The organism is Streptomyces sp. NPDC107765, from assembly GCF_055657085.1.
In genome coordinates, this window is the sequence record NZ_JBVKBL010000007.1 from 273,361 (window position 1) to 290,445 (window position 17,085).

Below are 17,085 nucleotides of genomic sequence, written 5' to 3' on the forward strand. Positions count from 1 at the left end.
CCGTCCGCGTCCCGTGCCGCAGCGGCTAGTTGATCGCCTTGATCAGCTCGCCGCTGGCGGTGTCACCGCTCAGTTCCCAGAAGAACGTGCCGCCCAGGCCCTGGGCGTTCTTGAAGGCCATCTTGGTCCCGATGGTCTCCGGGGTGTCGTAACTCCACCACTGGTCACCGCACTTGGCGTACGCGGTGCCGCCCACCTTGCCGGTGGCCGGGCAGCGGGTCTTGAGCACCTTGTAGTCGTCGATGCCGGCCTCGTACTTGCCGGGCGCCGCGCCCGTCGCCGCGCCGCCCGGCGCGTCCTGGGTGACGCCCGACCAGCCGCGGCCGTAGAAGCCGATGCCCAGCAGCAGCTTGCTCGCCGGCACCCCGAGGCCCTTCAGCTTGGCGATGGTGTCGGTGGTGTTGAAGCCGGCCTTGGGGATGCCGTTGTACGACGAGAGCGGGGAGTGCGGTGCGGTCGGGCCCTTGGCGTCCCAGGCGCCGAAGTAGTCGTACGTCATCGGGTTGTACCAGTCGACGTACTGGGCGGCGCCCGCGTAGTCGGCGGCGTCCATCTTGCCGCCGGCCGAGGCGTCCGCGGTGATCGCCGCGGTCACCAGGTTGTTCCTGCCGAACTTCGCCCGCAGTGCCTTCATGACGCCCGTGAAGGCGTCCTTCCCGCTGGTGTCGCAGGTCAGACCGCAGGCGTTGGGGTACTCCCAGTCGATGTCGATGCCGTCGAAGACGTCCGCCCAGCGCGGGTCCTCGACCAGGTCGTAGCAGGACTGGGCGAAGGCGGCCGGGTTCCTGGCGGCCTCGCCGAAGCCGCCGGACCAGGTCCAGCCGCCGAAGGACCAGATCACCTTGAGGCCCGGGTGCAGCTTCTTGAGCTTCCTGAGCTGGTTGAAGTTGCCGCGCAGCGCACCGGCGTCCCAGGTGTCCGCCGTGCCGTCGACGCTCTGGTCGGCGGTGTAGGCCTTGTCGTAGTCGGCGTAGGAGTCACCGATGGCGCACCTGCCGCCCTGGACGTTGCCGAAGGCGTAGTTGATGTGCGTCAGCCTGGCCGCCGACCCGGACGTCTCGATGTTCTTGACGTGGTAATTGCGGTCGTAGACACCCCAGTTGGTGAAGTACCCGACCACCTTGCCGCCCGCCGCGGCCGGCTTCGCCGTGGGGACGGCGGCCGCGGGGGAGTGAGGGGCGGCTGCCGGGTGGGCGGAGGCCGGGCCGGCGAGCAGGGTGCCGGCCAGTGCCGCGGTACACAGCGCGGTGGCGGCGGCGATCAGCCGGCGCGGCGATCGCCTGCGGTGCGGTCTGAGCATGTCGTCTCCTCGGAGGGGGGCGAGGGGGAAGCGTGCGGACCTGCGTTCCGAATTGGCATGAACGCGTTGAACGTTGAGGAGAAGGTAGAAGGACTAGACCAGTGCGTCAATGGTTCGGACCAATTTCACCGGCGGTCGGTGGCGGCACCGCACGACGTCCGGGTAGGGGCCGGAACCCGTACCCGCTGTTGATCAACCAGTGACGCGGGGCCGCCGATCGGGCATACTCCTAGCGCCACAGCCGCAGGTCATCGCCTTCCGCGACCCGGAAAGCGATCATCGGCCTGGCACTACGGAAACGGCGCCGCCGCCCACCCCGCGTGCGTCGCCGCAGCGCCCGACAGGGAGGAGAGCGCCGCCATGACCGAGTACGGCCCCCGGCCGGTGGACCGCAGGCTGCCCACGGAGGAAGCCCGCGACCTGATGACGCTCGTGCGAGAGCTCGCCGAGCGGGAGATCAGGCCGACCGCCGCCGAGGAGGAGGACGCCGGCCGCTTCCCCCGCGAGACCTTCCGGCTGCTGTCGGAATCCGGACTGCTCTCGCTGCCCTACGACGAGGAATTCGGCGGGGGCGGCCAGCCCTACGAGGTCTACCTCCAGGTCGTCGAGGAGCTCGCGGCCGCCCGCCTCACCGTCGGCCTCGGTGTCAGCGTGCACACCCTCGCCTGCCACGCCGTCGCCGGCTACGGCACGAAGGAACAGCGCGCCGAACACCTCCCCGCCATGCTCGGCGGCGGCCTGCTGGGCGCCTACTGCCTCTCCGAGCCGTCCTCCGGCTCCGACGCCGCCTCGCTGACCACCCGCGCCGAGCGGGAGGACGGGGGAGACTGGACGCTCAGCGGCACCAAGGCCTGGACCACCCACGGCGGCGTGGCCGACTTCTACACCGTCCTGGCCCGCACCGGCGGCAGCGGTGCCCACGGCATCACCGCCTTCCTGGTACCCGGCGACGCCGACGGCCTGAGCGCCGCGGCCCCCGAGCGCAAGATGGGCATGAAGGGCTCGCCGACCGCCCAGCTGCACTTCGACGCCGTCCGCGTCCCCGACGCCCGCCGCATCGGCGACGAGGGCCAGGGCTTCGCCATCGCGCTGTCCGCCCTGGACTCCGGCCGCCTCGGCATCGCCGCCTGCGCCGTCGGCGTCGCCCAGGCGGCGCTGGACGAGGCGCTCTCGTACACCGCCGAACGCCGGCAGTTCGGCCGCCCCCTGGTGGACTTCCAGGGCCTGCGCTTCATGCTGGCCGACATGGCCACCCAGATCGAGGCCGGCCGGGCGCTCTACCTCACCGCCGCCCGGCTGCGGGACGCCGGTCTGCCGTTCTCCAAGGAGGCGGCGATGGCCAAGCTCTTCTGCACCGACACCGCGATGCGGGTCACCACCGACGCCGTCCAGCTGCTCGGCGGCTACGGCTACACCCTCGACTTCCCGGTCGAGCGCTACATGCGCGAGGCCAAGGTCCTGCAGATCGTCGAGGGCACCAACCAGATCCAGCGCATGGTCATCGCCCGCCACCTCGCGGGCCCGGAAGGCCGCTGATCCTCCACCGGGCGGGCCGGCGCACCCGGCCCGCCCGTGCTGTCGACACCTCTCACCCCGGCCGGGGTCTGGCCGTCCGCGCCGAGCTGACGTACCGTCAACTCCCCGCCGCGGCCCGCGAGTCCGGGCGGTGCCCGGCCTGCCCGAGCGCCCAGGAGGAGAAGTGTCCGACCGTCCCATCGCGCTCGACGAATACCCGATCCACCAGGTGCCGCTGTCCCTGCGGCACGTCGCCACCGGCGACCGCAACGCCTACGACCGGTGCATCTTCCACGTCCTGGACCACTCGGGCCGGGCCCTGCTGATCGCCGGCCTCGGGGTCTACCCCAACACCGGCGTCATCGACGCCTACGCCACCCTCCGTCTCGGCGACCGGCTGCACGCCGTACGGGCCTCCGACGCGCTCACCGACGACCGGATGGCGCTCACCGTCGGCCCGCTCGCGATCACCGTCGAGGAGCCGCTCGCCCGGCTGCGGCTGACCTGCGCCGCGGACCCCGGCGACCCGGACGGCCTGGCGTACGACCTGACCTGGACCGCGGCCTTCCCGGCCACCTGGGAACCGCACCACACGCAGTACCGCGGCGACCGGCTGACGCTCCAGGCCCGGCGGTTCGTCCAGGCGGGCACCTGCACCGGCCGGATCCGCGTCGCGGGGGAGGAGATCGCCGTCACGGCGGGGGAGTGGACCGGGACCCGCGACCGCAGCTGGGGCGTCCGGCCGATCCCCGGCGAGGACCCCGGACGGGCCGGGGAGGAGTTGCGGACCGAGGGCTTCCACTGGATCTGGTGCCCGGTCCGCTTCGACGACCGCTTCGTCATGGTCATCGTCCAGGAGGACGCCGACGGGTACCGCACGCTGAACGAGGCGCGGCAGGTCCGCCCGGACCGCCCCGACGTCCAACTCGGCTGGCCCCACACGGACATCACCTACCGCCCCGGCACCCGGCACCCCGAGCGCGCGGTCCTCCACCTCACCGGCCCGGCCCGCGAACCCCTGGACCTCACCGCCGAGATCCTCACCTCCTCACCCCTGGCCGTCGGCGCCGGCTATCCTCCCCCGAGCTCTCAGCTCCGTTCGAGCAGAGGGGACCCCCACCCCGACCCCGACGACGACTGGCAGCACGGCACCTGGCGCGGCCGCGGCTGGACCGACCGCCGCGTCTACGACCTCAAGGACCCGGCGGCACACCCCCACGCCGCCTACGGCGTCACCGACCACGCCGCCCGCTTCACCCTCGACGGCCGCACCGGCTACGGGATCTTCGAACACGGCAGCTTCGGACGCCACGACCCCAGCGGCTTCACCGGTTACGCCGCGGTCGCCCCGGAGGCGGACCGATGAGCACCGCGCCCCGGCCCCGCACCACCACCCGCGACCCCGAGGAGCTCACCGCCCGGCTCAACGCCTGGCTCGGCACCCGGCTCCCCGGTGCCCGCGCCACCCGCACCACCGTCCCCGGCTCCAACGGCATGTCCAGCGAGACGCTGCTCTTCGACATCGAGCACGCTCACCCGCCGTCCCCCAAGCTCTCGGCTTCGCTCGAGCAGGGAGGGACCCCCATGCGCTGCGCACTCCGGCTGGCCGCCGACCCCGCCGCGTACACCGTCTTCCCGCGCTACGACATGCCCCGCCAGTACCGCACCATGCGGCTGGTCGCCGCGCACACCGGCCTCCCCGTGCCCCGCACCCTCTGGCTGGAGGAGGACCCGGCGCACCTCGGCGCCCCGTTCTTCGTCATGGCCCGGGCCGACGGCCGGGTGCCGCCGGACGTCATGCCCTATACGTACGAGGGGAATTGGCTGTCCGGAGCCACCGACGCCGAACGCGACCGGCTGGAGGCCGCCAGCGTCGGGGTGCTCGCCCGGCTCCACGACCACGTCCCGCCCGCCGAGGCCGGCTTCCTGGCCGCCGCCGGGACCGGGAGCGCCCTGCAGCGGCATGTGGCGGCCCAACGCGCCTACTACGCCTGGGTCGTTGCGGACACCCCCCGATCACCACTGATCGAGCGCGGCTTCGCCTGGCTCGCCGACCACTGGCCCGCCGACCCCGGCGAGACCGTACTGACCTGGGGCGACGCCCGGATCGGCAACATCGTCTACGACGGTTTCGAACCCGCCGCCGTACTCGACTGGGAAATGGCCGCGCTCGGCCCCCGGGAACTGGACCTGGGCTGGATGATCTATCTCCACCGCTTCTTCCAGGACCTCACGGAAGGCAGCGGCCAACGGGGACTGCCCGGTTTCCTGCGCCGGGACGCCGTGGAGAGCCGCTACGCCCGGCTCACCGGGCACACCCCCCGCGACATGGAATTCCACACCCTCTACGCGGCGCTGCGGCACGCCGTCGTGATGCTGAGAGTGGCCTACCGCCAGGTGCACTTCGGGGAGGTGCCGGTACCGGAGGACGCCGATGCGCTGATCCTCCACCGGGACAGCCTGGAGGCGATGATCGAGGGCCGGTACTGGTGAGCCGCTGAGGGCTTCCCCGGCCCCGGTACGTGCGAGGAACACCGCGGCCGCCGGACGGCCGCGGGCGGGACGTCAGGCGCTGTGGCGCATCCGCGGCACCCGCAGCGGACGGGTGCCGGGCCCGCCGATGTGCGAGAACGGCTGGCGGCGCCAGTCCAGGCCCTCCGGCAGGGTCAGCAGCACGGCCGCGTCCTGCTCCTGGGCGTCCAGCGCGTCCTCGGTCTCCGGGGCCTCGGCCACCGGACGGCCCGAACCCTGGCACACCGTCAGTCCGAACGGGTTCCACGGAGTCGGGCACAGCGCGTGCTCGGGAAGGGTGTCCTCGTCCGCCAGCAGCGCGATCGGCTGCAGGCAGTCCGGGCAGGTCACCCGGTAGATCTCGAAGGTGTCGAAGGCGTCGTACGCCTCGTCGTCGCCGGTGAGGCCGGAACTGTCGCCCTCCTGGGCGTCGATGTTCGCGGCGGCGGAGTCCTGCTGAAGGCGTCGCATGATGTCCATCCCCCTCGGGTGGGCCGCGGGGACCGCTGACTTCCTTGACGGGCGGTCCTGGCCACCACCAGCAATTCCCTTCATGCCGCGCGCATAATCGCGACCGCCCCACGGACACGGGTTCACTCATGTGGCATTGGTCACACGGCGGGGCGCGGAGGTGTCCACGATCCGGCGCACGATGCGCATACGCGCCCGCGCACAGTAGGTTGAACGGGTGGAGGAGTTGGACCGACAAATCGTGGATCTGCTCGTCAAGGACGGGCGGATGAGCTACACCGACCTGGGCAAGGCCACCGGCCTGTCCACCTCGGCGGTGCACCAGCGGGTGCGCCGCCTGGAGCAGCGCGGTGTGATCCGCGGCTACGCCGCGATCGTGGACCCGGAAGCCGTGGGCCTGCCGCTCACCGCCTTCATCTCGGTCAAACCCTTCGACCCCAGCGCCCCCGACGACATCGCCGACCGGCTCGCCGAGGTCCCGGAGCTGGAGGCCTGCCACAGCGTCGCCGGCGACGAGAACTACATCCTCAAGGTCCGGGTCGCCGCCCCGCTCGAACTGGAACACCTGCTCACCCGCATCCGCACGCTCGCCGGTGTCTCGACCCGCACCACCGTCGTGCTGTCCACCCCGTACGAGTCCCGCCCGCCGCGCATCTGACGGGAAGGACACCCTGGGGTGCCCCCTGCGTGCGGAGCGTGCCCGTCCAGGGGCCAGACTGTCCGGTATGAGCGAGCACATCCCCGACCCGGCCTCCCCCCGTACCGTTCTGCTGCGCGGCGGTGAGGTGCACAGTCCCGCCGATCCCTTCGCCACCGCCATGGTCGTCGAGGGTGACCGCATCGCCTGGGTCGGTGAGGAGGGCGCGGCCGACTCCTTCGCCGACGGCGTCGACGAGGTCGTCCAACTGGACGGAGCGCTGGTCACCCCGGCGTTCACGGACGCACATGTGCATACCACCGCCACCGGGCTCGCACTCACCGGCCTCGACCTGCTCGGCGCCACCTCGCTGTCCGACGCGCTGGCCCGGATCCGGGCCCACGCCGACGCCCGCCCCGCGGACCGGATCCTGCTCGGGCACGGCTGGGACGCCAGCGCCTGGCCCGAGGGCCGCCCGCCGTCCCGCGCCGAACTGGACGCCGCCGCCGGCGGCCGGCCGCTCTACCTCACCCGGGTCGACGTGCACTCCGCCGTCGTCACCACCGCCCTGCTGGACCTGGTTCCCGGCATCCGCGACCGCGCCGGGTTCCGCGCCGACGCACCGCTGACCGGCGACGCCCACCACGCGGCCCGCCGCGCCGCCTTCGCCACCGTCACCCCCGCCCAGCGCGCCGAGGCCCAGGCCGCCACACTGGCCCGGGCCGCCGCACTCGGCATCGGCAGCATCCACGAATGCGCCGGCCCGGAGATCTCCGGCGAGGACGACTTCACCGCACTGCTCGCCCTCGCCCGGCAGGGGACCGGCCCCCGCGTGGTCGGCTACTGGGCCGAGGCGGTCGCATCCGCAAAGGACGCCGAGCGCATCCGCGAGCTGGGCGCGATCGGCGCCGCGGGCGATCTGTTCGCCGACGGCTCGCTCGGCTCGCACACCGCCCATCTGCACGCCCCGTACGCGGACGCCGGGCACACCGGCACCGCGCAGCTCGACGCGGACGCGGTCGCCGCGCACGTCGTCGCCTGCACCGAGGCCGGCCTGCAGGCCGGCTTCCACGCCATCGGCGACGCCGCCCTGACCAGCGTCGTCGACGGCGTACGGGCCGCCGCCGAGCGGGTGGGAACGGACCGCGTCCGGGCCGCCCGGCACCGCGTCGAGCACGCCGAAATGCTCACCGGGGCCACCATCGCCGGCTTCGCCGAGCTGGCCCTCACCGCCTCCGTCCAGCCCGCCTTCGACGCGGCCTGGGGCGGCACCGACGGTATGTACGCCGCCCGCCTCGGCGCCGAGCGGGCGGCCACCCTCAACCCGTACGCCGCGCTGCTCAAGGCGGGTGTGCCGCTCGCCCTGGGCTCCGACAGCCCGGTCACCGCGCTCGACCCCTGGGGCACCGTGCGCGCCGCGGTCTTCCACCGCACCCCCGCCCACGGCATCTCCGCCCGCGCCGCCTTCACCGCCCACACCCGGGGCGGCTGGCGGGCCGTCGGCAGGGACGACGCGGGCGTCCTGGTCCCCGGCGCGCCCGCCGACTACGCGGTCTGGCGCACCGGCGACCTGGTCGTCCAGGCGCCCGACGAGCGGGTGGAGCGCTGGTCCACCGACCCCCGCTCGGGCACCCCCGGCCTGCCCGATCTCACGCCGGGCCGGGACCTCCCGGTGTGCCTGCGCACGGTCGTCGGCGGCCGCACGGTCTTCGGGCCGCCGAACGAGTGACATCGGGCGGGCAGGTCCCTTCACGGCCCGTGCTTGCCGCTACTCGCCCCACCAGGGGCCGCTCGTTGCTGACCTGGGACGACGCGAAAACGACGCAGGCGGAGCACCTGTTGACAGCAGGCGGTCGGCGGCCGGTAGGTTCGGCCGAGTCCACCACAGGACGTCCGACCGGGAGACCTCCGCGCAGTCGTCGAACGCAGCTGGGCCATGGGGCGGTGCGCCGCGGCACACCACCACTGGGAGCCAGGTCCAGCACCAGCGGTACGGGGCGACGGAGGGTTTCGGCTGGTCGGCAGGTGCGACCCGGGTGGGGCCCGGACGCTCAGTAGACAACGGCTCTCGGTCGACCCGCAGCCAGCGGGTCCCAGGTCGGCCCGAAGGGCGCCCGGGCCCCGATCCGCACCCGTCTTCCGTGTTCTTCACCTTCTGCGCACCCCGCACCCACGATTCCGGTCATCCGATGTACGGTCAGCTCACATACGCATGACCTGCTGCAGGAAGGCCCGTGACCGTGCCGTCGGGTTCCGACACCACCCAAGAAGCCGTGCGCGGCCCCTCGCCCCGCGGCGCGGTGCCGCCCGCCGCGACCGGCGCCCCGGACGCCCCCGCGCGCCCGGGACGGGCCCGCCGCCTGCGCTCCCTGGCCCGCCGCGAGGCACTGCGCACCGGCCTCGCGGTCGTCTCCGGCGTTGCGCTGGGCCTGGCCTTCCCGCCGTACGACCTGTGGCCGCTGTCGCCGCTGGCGGTGGCCGCGCTGGCCCTGCTGACCCGCGGCCGGACCGCCCGCCAGGGCGCCTGGACCGGCCTCGCCTTCGGTCTGCCGTTCTTCCTCATCCTGCTCAAGTGGCTGCACGTCGTGGGCTGGGACGCGGTGGTGGGCCTCTCGCTCGCCGAGGCGCTCTTCGTGGCGCTGCTCGGCGCCGGGCTCGCGCTCACCTCCCGGCTGCCGGCCTGGCCGCTGTGGGGCGCCTGCCTGTGGGTCGCCGAGGAATGGGCCCGCGACCGGCTGCCGTTCGGCGGCTTCCCCTGGGGGCGGCTGGCCTTCGCGAACACCGGCTCGCCGTTCACCCCGCTCGCCGCGCTCGGCGGCGCCCCGCTGGTGACCTTCGCGGTCGCGCTGGCCGGCACGCTGCTGGCGGCCTGCGCCGCCGTCCTGTGGGGGCTGCGCGGCAACGCCACGGTCCGCCGGGCCGTGCCGGCGCTGGAGGCGTTCGGGCTGGCCGCCGCGGTCACCGCGGCCGGGGTGCTGGTGCCGGTCCCCACGAAGGCCGACGACACCGTCGACATCGCCGTGGTCCAGGGCAACGTCCAGCAGGCCGGGATGGACTTCCTGGGCCGCCCCATGAAGATCCTCGACAACCACGCCACGGCCACCGAGAAGCTCGCCGCCGACATCAAGGCCGGCCGCGCCAAGAAGCCGGACCTGGTCATCTGGCCGGAGAACTCCTCCGACCTCGACCCGTTCCAGTACCCGCAGGCGTACGACCGGATCGACGAGGCGGTCAAGGCGATCGGGGTGCCCGTGCTCGTCGGCGCCCTCGTGGACCATCCGTCCAAGAAGGGCTACGTCTTCAACGAGGGCATCGTCTGGGACCCGAAGAAGGGGCCGGGCGCCTCGTACACCAAGCAGCACCCGGTGCCGTTCGGCGAGTACGTACCGTTCCGGGAGCAGCTCAGCAAGATCATTACGCGCTTCCAGCGGGTGCCCCGCGACTTCTATCCCGGCGACCACACCGGTCTGCTGAAGGTCGGCCCCGCCGAGCTCGGCGACGTCATCTGCTTCGAGGTCGCCTACGACGAGATCGTGCACGACACCGTCGGCGCCGGCGCCCGGGCCCTGGTCATCCAGACCAACAATGCCACCTACGGGCGCACCGGCCAGCCCGAGCAGCAACTGGCGATGTCCAAGCTGCGCGCAGTCGAGCACGGCCGCGCGGTGGTCACCGCGGCCACCAGCGGGATCAGCGCGGTGGTCGCTCCGGACGGCACGGTCACCCACCGGATTCCGGAATTCACCCAGGGCGTGGTCTCCGCCCGCATTCCGCTGCGGAACGAAACGACGCTCGCCGACCGCGTCGGCGCCGCACCTGAATGGGCGCTCGCTATCGTGGGCCTTCTGTCCTGCGCCGCCGCCGTCATCGGCGGCCGGCGCGGGCGTACGAAGGACGAGAAGGGGCAGCAGTGACAGACGGTCAGCGGCGGTACGGTCCGCTCGGCACCACCTTGGTGATCATCCCGACGTACAACGAGGCGGAGAACATCAAGCCGGTCGTCTCGCGGGTGCGGGCCGCCGTCCCCGAGGCGCACATCCTCGTCGCGGACGACAACAGCCCGGACGGGACCGGCAAGCTGGCCGACGAACTGGCCGCCGAGGACGAGCAGGTGCACGTCCTGCACCGCAAGGGCAAGGAAGGGCTCGGCGCCGCCTATCTGGCGGGCTTCCGGTGGGGCATCGACAACGGCTACGGCGTGCTCGTCGAGATGGACGCCGACGGCTCGCACCAGCCCGAGGAACTGCCCCGGCTGCTGACCGCCCTCAAGGGCGCCGATCTGGTCCTCGGTTCGCGCTGGGTGCCCGGCGGCCGGACCGTCAACTGGCCCAAGTACCGCCAGTTCATCTCCCGCGGCGGCAGCACGTACTCCCGGCTGGTGCTGGACCTGCCGCTGCGCGACATCACCGGCGGCTACCGCGCCTTCCGGGCGGAGACCCTCCAGGGGCTCGGGCTCGACGAGGTGGCCTCCCAGGGCTACTGCTTCCAGGTCGACCTCGCCCGGCGCGCCGTGCAGGCCGGCTACCACGTCGTCGAGGTGCCGATCACCTTCGTCGAACGGGAGCACGGCGACAGCAAGATGAGCCGGAACATCGTCGTCGAGGCACTGTGGCGGGTGACGGCCTGGGGCGTCGGCTCCCGGCTGGACAAGCTCCGCGGCCGCTGACCCCGGCGCCGGGCCCGGACCTGATCCGTTCCCGTCGTCCGCGGGCGGTCCGGCGGGGCGCGCCAGGCACACTTGAGGCATGACGTTCGGAGCCATGCCCCCGCCGAGTCCCCGCCCGCCCCAGCGCTCGCGCGCCCGCCGGTTCGCCCCCCTGGGCATCGCCGCCTGGATGGTGCTGGAGATCTGGCTGCTGACCCTGGTCGCCGGGGCCACCAACGGCCTGACCGTCTTCCTGCTGCTGGTCGCCGGGGTGGTCGTCGGCGGGTACGTGATCAAGCGGGCCGGCCGCCGCGCCTGGCAGAACCTCACCGAGGGTCTCCGGCAGGGCGCCGATCCGGCCGCCGAGCAGCCGGCGTCGCCGGGCAACGACCGCCAGGCAGGCGGCAATACGCTGCCGATGGCCGGCGGTCTGCTGCTGATGATCCCCGGGCTGGTGTCCGACGTCCTCGGGCTGCTGTGCCTGTTCCCGCCCACCGGCCGGCTGATCCGGCGGCGGGCCGAGAAGCTGCTGAACCGGCCGGTCTCCTACACTCCGGGGTCGTTCGGTGACGCCTTCCAGCAGGCCCGGATGCACCGGCCGGACGGCAAGGTCGTCCAGGGCGAGGTGATCCGCGACGACGAGCCCCCGCGCCGCCAGGATCCGCCGCTGACCGGCTGAGGAGCCGACCGGCCGAGGAGCCGGTCGGCGCACGCCGAAGACGGTAAGGGCCGGGGCCACTGCACAAGTGCAGTGGCCCCGGCCCTTACGCGCTGGTGGTGCGGCCGCAGGTCGTGCCGTCAGGCGGACTTGCGGTTGGTGTCGCGCGGATGCACCGCGATGTTCATGGTGCCGGAACGAAGGACCGCCAGCCGTTCGGCCAGCACCTCCTCCAGCTCCTCGCGGGTGCGCCGCTCCATGAGCATGTCCCAGTGCGTACGCGCGGGCTTACCCTTCTTCTCCTCAGGGCCGTCGCCATCCACCAGGAGCGAGGGTGCACCGCACACCTTGCACTCCCACTCCGGCGGAATCTCGGCCTCAACCGAGAACGGCATCTCGAATCGATGTCCGTTCTGGCATGCGTACTCCACCGCCTGGCGCGGGGCCAGGTCGATGCCGCGGTCGGTCTCGTAGCTGGTCACCACGAGGCGCGTGCCGCGGAGAGCTCGCTCACTCATGAATCGTGCCTCCCGGGCTTGTCGCCCACAGGACAGGTGTCGCTGTCGTCGTCATCCGGTCAACGTCCGGTCGGCGGTGAAGATTCCCGTAATCGGGACATGTGCGTCGCCCGTCGTGCCGCCCCTTGTTGTACCCACCGGCGCCCGGTTTGTCACATCTGGCAGCAGATGTCACCCAGCGCCTTGCATGCTTGAGCGCGCAGTAACGGTCCGCCTGGTGAGCCAAAGGCGTATACTACCGGCCCGCGCGCCCTGGGGCTAAATCCGGTCAGGTACCGGGTTCCCGGCCGCCGCGATCGCCCGCCCCACCGGCACCCTCGCCAGCAGGACGAACCCGATCACGAAGAAGGCCGCGAGGGACACGATCGCGGCCCGGTAGCTCCCCGACAGCTGGTAGGCCATCCCGAACACCAGCGGGCCCAGCCAGCTCACCCCGCGGTCACTCATCTCGTACGCGGAAAAGTACTCCGCCTCCTTGCCGCGCGGGACCAGATGCGAGAACAGCGACCGGGACAGCGCCTGGCTGCCGCCCAGCACCAGCCCGATGCCGGCGGCCAGCGCGAAGAACCACACCGGCGCCCGCGCGGGCAGCACACAGCCGGCCGCGACCGTCAGTGTCCAGGCCGCCAGCGAGGCCAGGATCGTCCGCCGGGCGCCGTGCCGCCGGGCCAGCCGGCCCATCAGCAGGGCGCCCGCCGCGGCCAGCACCTGCACCAGGAGGACCGCCATGATCAGCGTCGTCTGGTCCAGCCCGAGCTCCTCGGAGCCGTAGACCGACGCCTGGGTGATCACCGTCTGCACGCCGTCGTTGTAGACGAGATAGGCCAGCAGGAACGACAGCGTGAGCGGGTGGCGGCGCATGTCGCGCAGGGTTCCCCGGAGCTGGCGCCAGCCCTGGCCGAGCGGACCGCCGCCCGTCTCCGCGCGGCCGGGGCCGGAGCCGGTGCCGGGGGCCGTCGCCGCCCGCCGGTCGCGCAGCCGCCGCAGCGGGATCAGCGAGAACGCGCCCCACCACAGCCCGGCCGAGGCCAGGCAGATGCGCACGGCGACGCCCTCGGAGACGCCGAAGGAATCGTGCGCGCCGTAGAGGACGAGGTCGGCAACGAGCACCAGCGCCCCGGAGACATAGCCGAACGCCCAGCCCCGCGAGGACACCGCGTCCCGTTCGTCGGGCGTCGCGATCTGCGGCAGGAAGGAGTTGTAGAGCATCGACGACACCACGAAGCCGACGTTCGCGACGACCAGCAGCGCCCCGCCCAGCAGATAGCGGTCACCGCCCAGGAAGAACATGCCGGTCGTCGCCGCGGCGCCGGTGTACGCGCACGAGCCCAGCAGCGGCTTCTTGCGGCCGGTCCGGTCGGCCAGCGCCCCGGCCAGCGGCATGACCAGTACGGACACCAGCAGCGACACCGACACCGTGTACGCGTAGAAGGAACCGGCGCGCACCGGGATGCCCAGCGGGTGCACGAAGCCGTGCGGATCCGCCGCGGCCCTGGCCACCGACGTCAGGTACGGCCCCAGGAAGACCGTGAGCACGCTCGTCGAGTAGACGCTGTTCGCCCAGTCGTACCAGTACCAGCCGCGTTGCTCGCGGCGCCGGGCGGCCGTCTCGTCGACGACCCCGGCCACGGCCTCTGCGCTCTGCACGCCCACCCCCGTCTTCCCGTCCCCGTTGCACCGCGGACGGCCCGGGGGCGTCAGACCCAGCTCCCCCGCTCGGTCAGCACCGTCCGCAGCGTCTCTATCTGGTCGGTCATGATGCCATCCACCCCCAGGTCGAGCAGGGCCTTCATCCGATCCGCGTCGTTGACGGTCCAGACGTGGACCTGCATGCCCAGGGCGTGCGCGGCGCGCAGGAAGAGCGCGTCGACGACCGGGATGCCGGTGTGCCGCTCGGGGACCTGGACGCAGATCGCGCTGCGCCGCACGGCCGTGCCCAGCAGCCGGTCCAGCGGCAGCGCCCCGCGCCCGTACGAGCGCATCCGCAGGCCGGCCACGCCGCGGGTGCCGAGCGAGCTGGCCATCCGGCCGCCGGCCAGCCGCTGCGCCCGGGCCACCCGGGCCTCCGAGAACGAGCCCACGCACACCCGGTCCCAGGCGTGCGTACGGCGCAGCAGGTCCAGCAGCGGCTCCAGCGCGGACTCCGCCTTGAGATCGACGTTCCAGCGCGCCTCGGGGAACTCCTCCAGCAGCTCCTCGAAGAGCGGGAGCGGCTCGCGGCCGTCGACCCGGGCCTGGCGCACGGCCCGCCAGGGGAGCTCCGCGATGGCACCGCGGCTGTCGGTGACCCGGTCCAGGGTCGGGTCGTGGAAGGCCACCAGCCTGCCGTCCGACGTGGTGTGCACATCGGTCTCCAGATAGCGGTAGCCCAGGCCGACCGCGCGCCGGAAGGCGGCGGCGGTGTTCTCCAGGCCGTCCGCGGCCCCGCCCCGGTGGGCGAAGGGGAGCGGTGCGGGGTGGTCGAGGTAGGCGTGGCGGAGGCGTGGTGCGGTGGTCACTTCCGCAGTATCGCGCGCGCAGGTGAAGACCCGGTGCCGGCCACCACACGGGAGGGTGCCGGGGGTAGCCCGGAGATCGCGAAGCGGCGGAGGAAGAACTGCGCCAGCGGGCCGATGGCCAGGGCGTAGAGGACCGTGCCGACGCCGACCGAGCCGCCGAGGAGGAAGCCGGCCGCCAGCACCGTCACCTCGATGCCGGTCCGCACCAGCCGCACCGGGCGGCCGGTCCGCAGATGCAGCCCGGTCATCAGGCCGTCGCGGGGGCCCGGCCCGAACCGGGCCGAGATGTAGAGGCCGGTCGCCGCGCCGTTCAGGACGACCGCGAAGGCGAGCAGCGGGATGCGGGCGCCGAGGGAGGACAGTTCCGGGACCCGGGCCAGGGTCAGGTCCATCACCACCCCGAGGATCACCACGTTCGACACCGTGCCCAGGCCGGGGCGCTGGCGCAGCGGGATCCACAGCAGCAGGATCAGCGCGCCGAAGACGACGGTGACCGTGCCGATCGACAGACCCGTATGCCGGGATATGCCCTGGTTCAGCACGCTCCAGGGCTCCAGGCCCAGATCGGCTCGGAGCATCAGCCCCATGCTCACGCCGTACAGCACCAGCCCCGTGTAGAGCTGGACCAGCCGGCGCGCCAGCATTCCGCGCGACGGACCGGATTCCCTCGTCATGGACACGAAAATTCCCCCTCATGGCAGGATTGGACCGAGGCATGACACCATGTGGCATGTCCGGGCTCGCGAAGTAGAGCCAATTGCGGGAAGGTGGACTGATCTTCATGGCCCAGTGGACTTCAGCCGTCGGCGCGCCCCAACTCGCCCGGCTGCTCCGGTCGCAGGACTCCCGCGAGGTCCAACTCGCGGGCGGCGGACGCCGGTTGCCCGCCTACCGCGGCCTCGCCGACGGCATCCGCCTCCTCGTGCTCGAAGGCCGGATACCGGTCGCCGCCCGGCTCCCCGCCGAACGCGAACTGGCCGCCGCCTTCGGCGTCAGCCGCACCACCGTCGCCGCCGCCTACGAAGCGCTGCGCGCCGAGGGCTTCCTGGAGTCCCGGCGCGGCTCCGGCAGCTGGACCGCCGTCCCCGCCGGCAACCCGCTGCCCACCCGCGGCCTGGAGCCACTGCCCCCCGAGGCCGCCGGCTCCATGATCGACCTGGGCTGCGCCGCCCTCCCGGCCCCCGAGCCCTGGCTCACCCGCGCCGTCCAGGCCGCGATGGGCGACCTCCCGCTCTACGCCCACACCCACGGCGACTACCCGGCCGGCCTGCCCGTCCTGCGCCAGGCCCTGGCCGACCGCTACACCGCCCGCGGCATCCCCACCATGCCCGAGCAGATCATGGTGACCACGGGCGCGATGGGCGCGGTCGCCGCCATCTGCCGCCTCTGTACGAGCCCCGGCGAGCGGGTGGCCGTCGACTCGCCCTCGTACGCCAACATCCTCCAGCTGATGCGGGACGCCGGCGCCCGGCTCGTCCCGGTCGCCCTCGCGGAGCGGCTGGCCGGCTGGGACATCCCCGTCTGGCGCCAGGTGATGCGCGACGCCGCGCCGCGCATGGCGTACGTCGTCGCCGACTACCACAACCCCACCGGCACCCTCGCCACCGAGGACCAGCGCCGCCGCCTCGTCGACGCCGCACGCTCCGCCGGCACCCTGCTCGTCGTCGACGAGACCATGACCGAGCTCCGGCTCGACCCGGAGACCGAAACCCCGCCGCAGGTCTGCTCGTTCGACCCGGCCGGCAGCGCGGTGATCACCGTCGGGTCGGCGAGCAAGGCGTTCTGGGCCGGGATGCGGATCGGCTGGGTGCGCGCCGCTCCTGACATCATCCGCAGCCTGGTCGCCGCCCGCGCCTACTCCGACCTCGGCTCACCGGTCCTCGAACAGCTCGCCATCGCCTCGCTGCTGGAGGGCGACGGCTGGGAGCAGGCCGTCGGCATCCGGCGGGACCAGGCCCGGGAGAACCGCGACGCCATCGTCGCCGCGCTCCAGCGCCACCTCCCGGACTGGGAGTTCAGCGTGCCGCACGGCGGCCTCACGCTCTGGGTGCGCACCGGCGGACTGTCCGGCTCGCGGATCGCCGAGGCGGGGGAGCGGCTGGGTGTACGGGTGCCTTCCGGCCCGCGGTTCGGCGTGGACGGCGCCTTCGAGGGTTTCGTCCGGCTGCCGTTCACGGTCAGCGGGGCGGTTGCCGAGGAGGCCGCGGTCCGGCTGGCGGGCGCCGCGCAACTGGTCGCCACGGGCGCGCCGGTGGACACCGAACCACGGCACTCGTTCGTTGCCTGACGGTTCGCTTCCTGACGGATCGTCAACTGCTGGGCGTGGCAAGCG

The 17,085-nt window shown here is 73.1% G+C and carries 15 protein-coding genes; 9 read left to right on the forward strand and 6 right to left on the reverse strand.

Going from position 1 to position 17,085, the window contains the following annotated elements:
- Positions 1–25: 25 nt before the first annotated feature.
- Positions 26–1,300: a glycoside hydrolase family 18 protein gene (locus tag ACZ7MX_RS19480; RefSeq protein WP_472133696.1), complete on the reverse strand. Its 1,275-nt coding sequence runs from the start codon at positions 1,298–1,300 to the stop codon at positions 26–28.
- 360 nt (positions 1,301–1,660) lie between these two features.
- On the opposite strand from ACZ7MX_RS19480, the gene ACZ7MX_RS19485 reads away from it, so the two are divergent.
- From ACZ7MX_RS19485 to ACZ7MX_RS19495, 3 genes are all read left to right on the forward strand, one after another.
- On the forward strand, positions 1,661–2,836 hold the full coding sequence (locus tag ACZ7MX_RS19485; RefSeq protein WP_472133698.1) for an acyl-CoA dehydrogenase family protein: 1,176 nt from the start codon (positions 1,661–1,663) through the stop codon (positions 2,834–2,836).
- Between the two features lie 163 nt (positions 2,837–2,999).
- Positions 3,000–4,181 (forward strand): Rv3169 family protein, encoded by a 1,182-nt coding sequence (locus ACZ7MX_RS19490; RefSeq protein WP_472133699.1) that lies wholly within the window; start codon positions 3,000–3,002, stop codon positions 4,179–4,181.
- Positions 4,178–5,308 carry a phosphotransferase family protein gene (locus ACZ7MX_RS19495; RefSeq protein ID WP_472133700.1) on the forward strand — a complete coding sequence of 377 codons (1,131 nt, stop codon included), beginning with the start codon at positions 4,178–4,180 and terminating at the stop codon, positions 5,306–5,308. The genes ACZ7MX_RS19490 and ACZ7MX_RS19495 overlap by 4 nt, the downstream gene beginning before the upstream one ends.
- A 72-nt stretch (positions 5,309–5,380) precedes the next feature.
- Here the strand turns inward: ACZ7MX_RS19495 and ACZ7MX_RS19500 are convergent, their stop codons facing one another.
- Positions 5,381–5,806 carry a hypothetical protein gene (locus tag ACZ7MX_RS19500; protein WP_472133701.1) on the reverse strand — a complete coding sequence of 142 codons (426 nt, stop codon included), beginning with the start codon at positions 5,804–5,806 and terminating at the stop codon, positions 5,381–5,383.
- Positions 5,807–6,014: 208 nt separating this feature from the next.
- Here ACZ7MX_RS19500 and ACZ7MX_RS19505 point away from each other — a divergent pair, with 208 nt between their 5' ends.
- From ACZ7MX_RS19505 to fxsA, 5 genes are all read left to right on the forward strand, one after another.
- The gene (locus tag ACZ7MX_RS19505; RefSeq protein WP_030412641.1) at positions 6,015–6,455 is read left to right on the forward strand and encodes an Lrp/AsnC family transcriptional regulator; all 441 of its coding nucleotides are present in this window, start codon (positions 6,015–6,017) and stop codon (positions 6,453–6,455) included.
- A 67-nt stretch (positions 6,456–6,522) separates the two neighbouring features.
- Positions 6,523–8,163 (forward strand): amidohydrolase, encoded by a 1,641-nt coding sequence (locus ACZ7MX_RS19510; protein WP_472133702.1) that lies wholly within the window; start codon positions 6,523–6,525, stop codon positions 8,161–8,163.
- A 511-nt stretch (positions 8,164–8,674) separates the two neighbouring features.
- Positions 8,675–10,348: an apolipoprotein N-acyltransferase gene (gene lnt / locus ACZ7MX_RS19515; RefSeq protein WP_472133982.1), complete on the forward strand. Its 1,674-nt coding sequence runs from the start codon at positions 8,675–8,677 to the stop codon at positions 10,346–10,348.
- Positions 10,345–11,100, forward strand: coding sequence for a polyprenol monophosphomannose synthase (locus ACZ7MX_RS19520; protein ID WP_472133704.1), 756 nt, complete (start codon positions 10,345–10,347; stop codon positions 11,098–11,100). The genes lnt and ACZ7MX_RS19520 overlap by 4 nt, the downstream gene beginning before the upstream one ends.
- Before the next feature lie 79 nt (positions 11,101–11,179).
- On the forward strand, positions 11,180–11,758 hold the full coding sequence (gene fxsA, locus ACZ7MX_RS19525) for an FxsA family membrane protein (protein ID WP_472133707.1): 579 nt from the start codon (positions 11,180–11,182) through the stop codon (positions 11,756–11,758).
- Positions 11,759–11,877: 119 nt separating this feature from the next.
- Here fxsA and ACZ7MX_RS19530 read toward each other — a convergent pair whose 3' ends face one another.
- The 4 genes from ACZ7MX_RS19530 to yczE all read right to left on the reverse strand — a co-directional run bounded on the left by ACZ7MX_RS19530 (position 11,878) and on the right by yczE (position 15,427).
- Positions 11,878–12,255, reverse strand: a complete 378-nt coding sequence (locus ACZ7MX_RS19530) for an RNA polymerase-binding protein RbpA (protein WP_006601711.1) — start codon at positions 12,253–12,255, stop codon at positions 11,878–11,880.
- Between the two features lie 258 nt (positions 12,256–12,513).
- Positions 12,514–13,902: an MFS transporter gene (locus tag ACZ7MX_RS19535; RefSeq protein ID WP_472133709.1), complete on the reverse strand. Its 1,389-nt coding sequence runs from the start codon at positions 13,900–13,902 to the stop codon at positions 12,514–12,516.
- A 50-nt stretch (positions 13,903–13,952) separates the two neighbouring features.
- Complete coding sequence (locus ACZ7MX_RS19540; RefSeq protein WP_472133711.1) at positions 13,953–14,753, reverse strand: glycerophosphodiester phosphodiesterase family protein; 801 nt, start codon at positions 14,751–14,753, stop codon at positions 13,953–13,955.
- Positions 14,750–15,427 carry a membrane protein YczE gene (gene yczE, locus ACZ7MX_RS19545; protein ID WP_472133713.1) on the reverse strand — a complete coding sequence of 226 codons (678 nt, stop codon included), beginning with the start codon at positions 15,425–15,427 and terminating at the stop codon, positions 14,750–14,752. Before yczE ends, ACZ7MX_RS19540 begins: the two co-directional genes overlap by 4 nt.
- A 107-nt stretch (positions 15,428–15,534) precedes the next feature.
- Here yczE and ACZ7MX_RS19550 point away from each other — a divergent pair, with 107 nt between their 5' ends.
- Positions 15,535–17,040, forward strand: a complete 1,506-nt coding sequence (locus tag ACZ7MX_RS19550; protein WP_472133715.1) for an SCO1417 family PLP biosynthesis transcription factor — start codon at positions 15,535–15,537, stop codon at positions 17,038–17,040.
- Positions 17,041–17,085 lie beyond the last annotated feature (45 nt).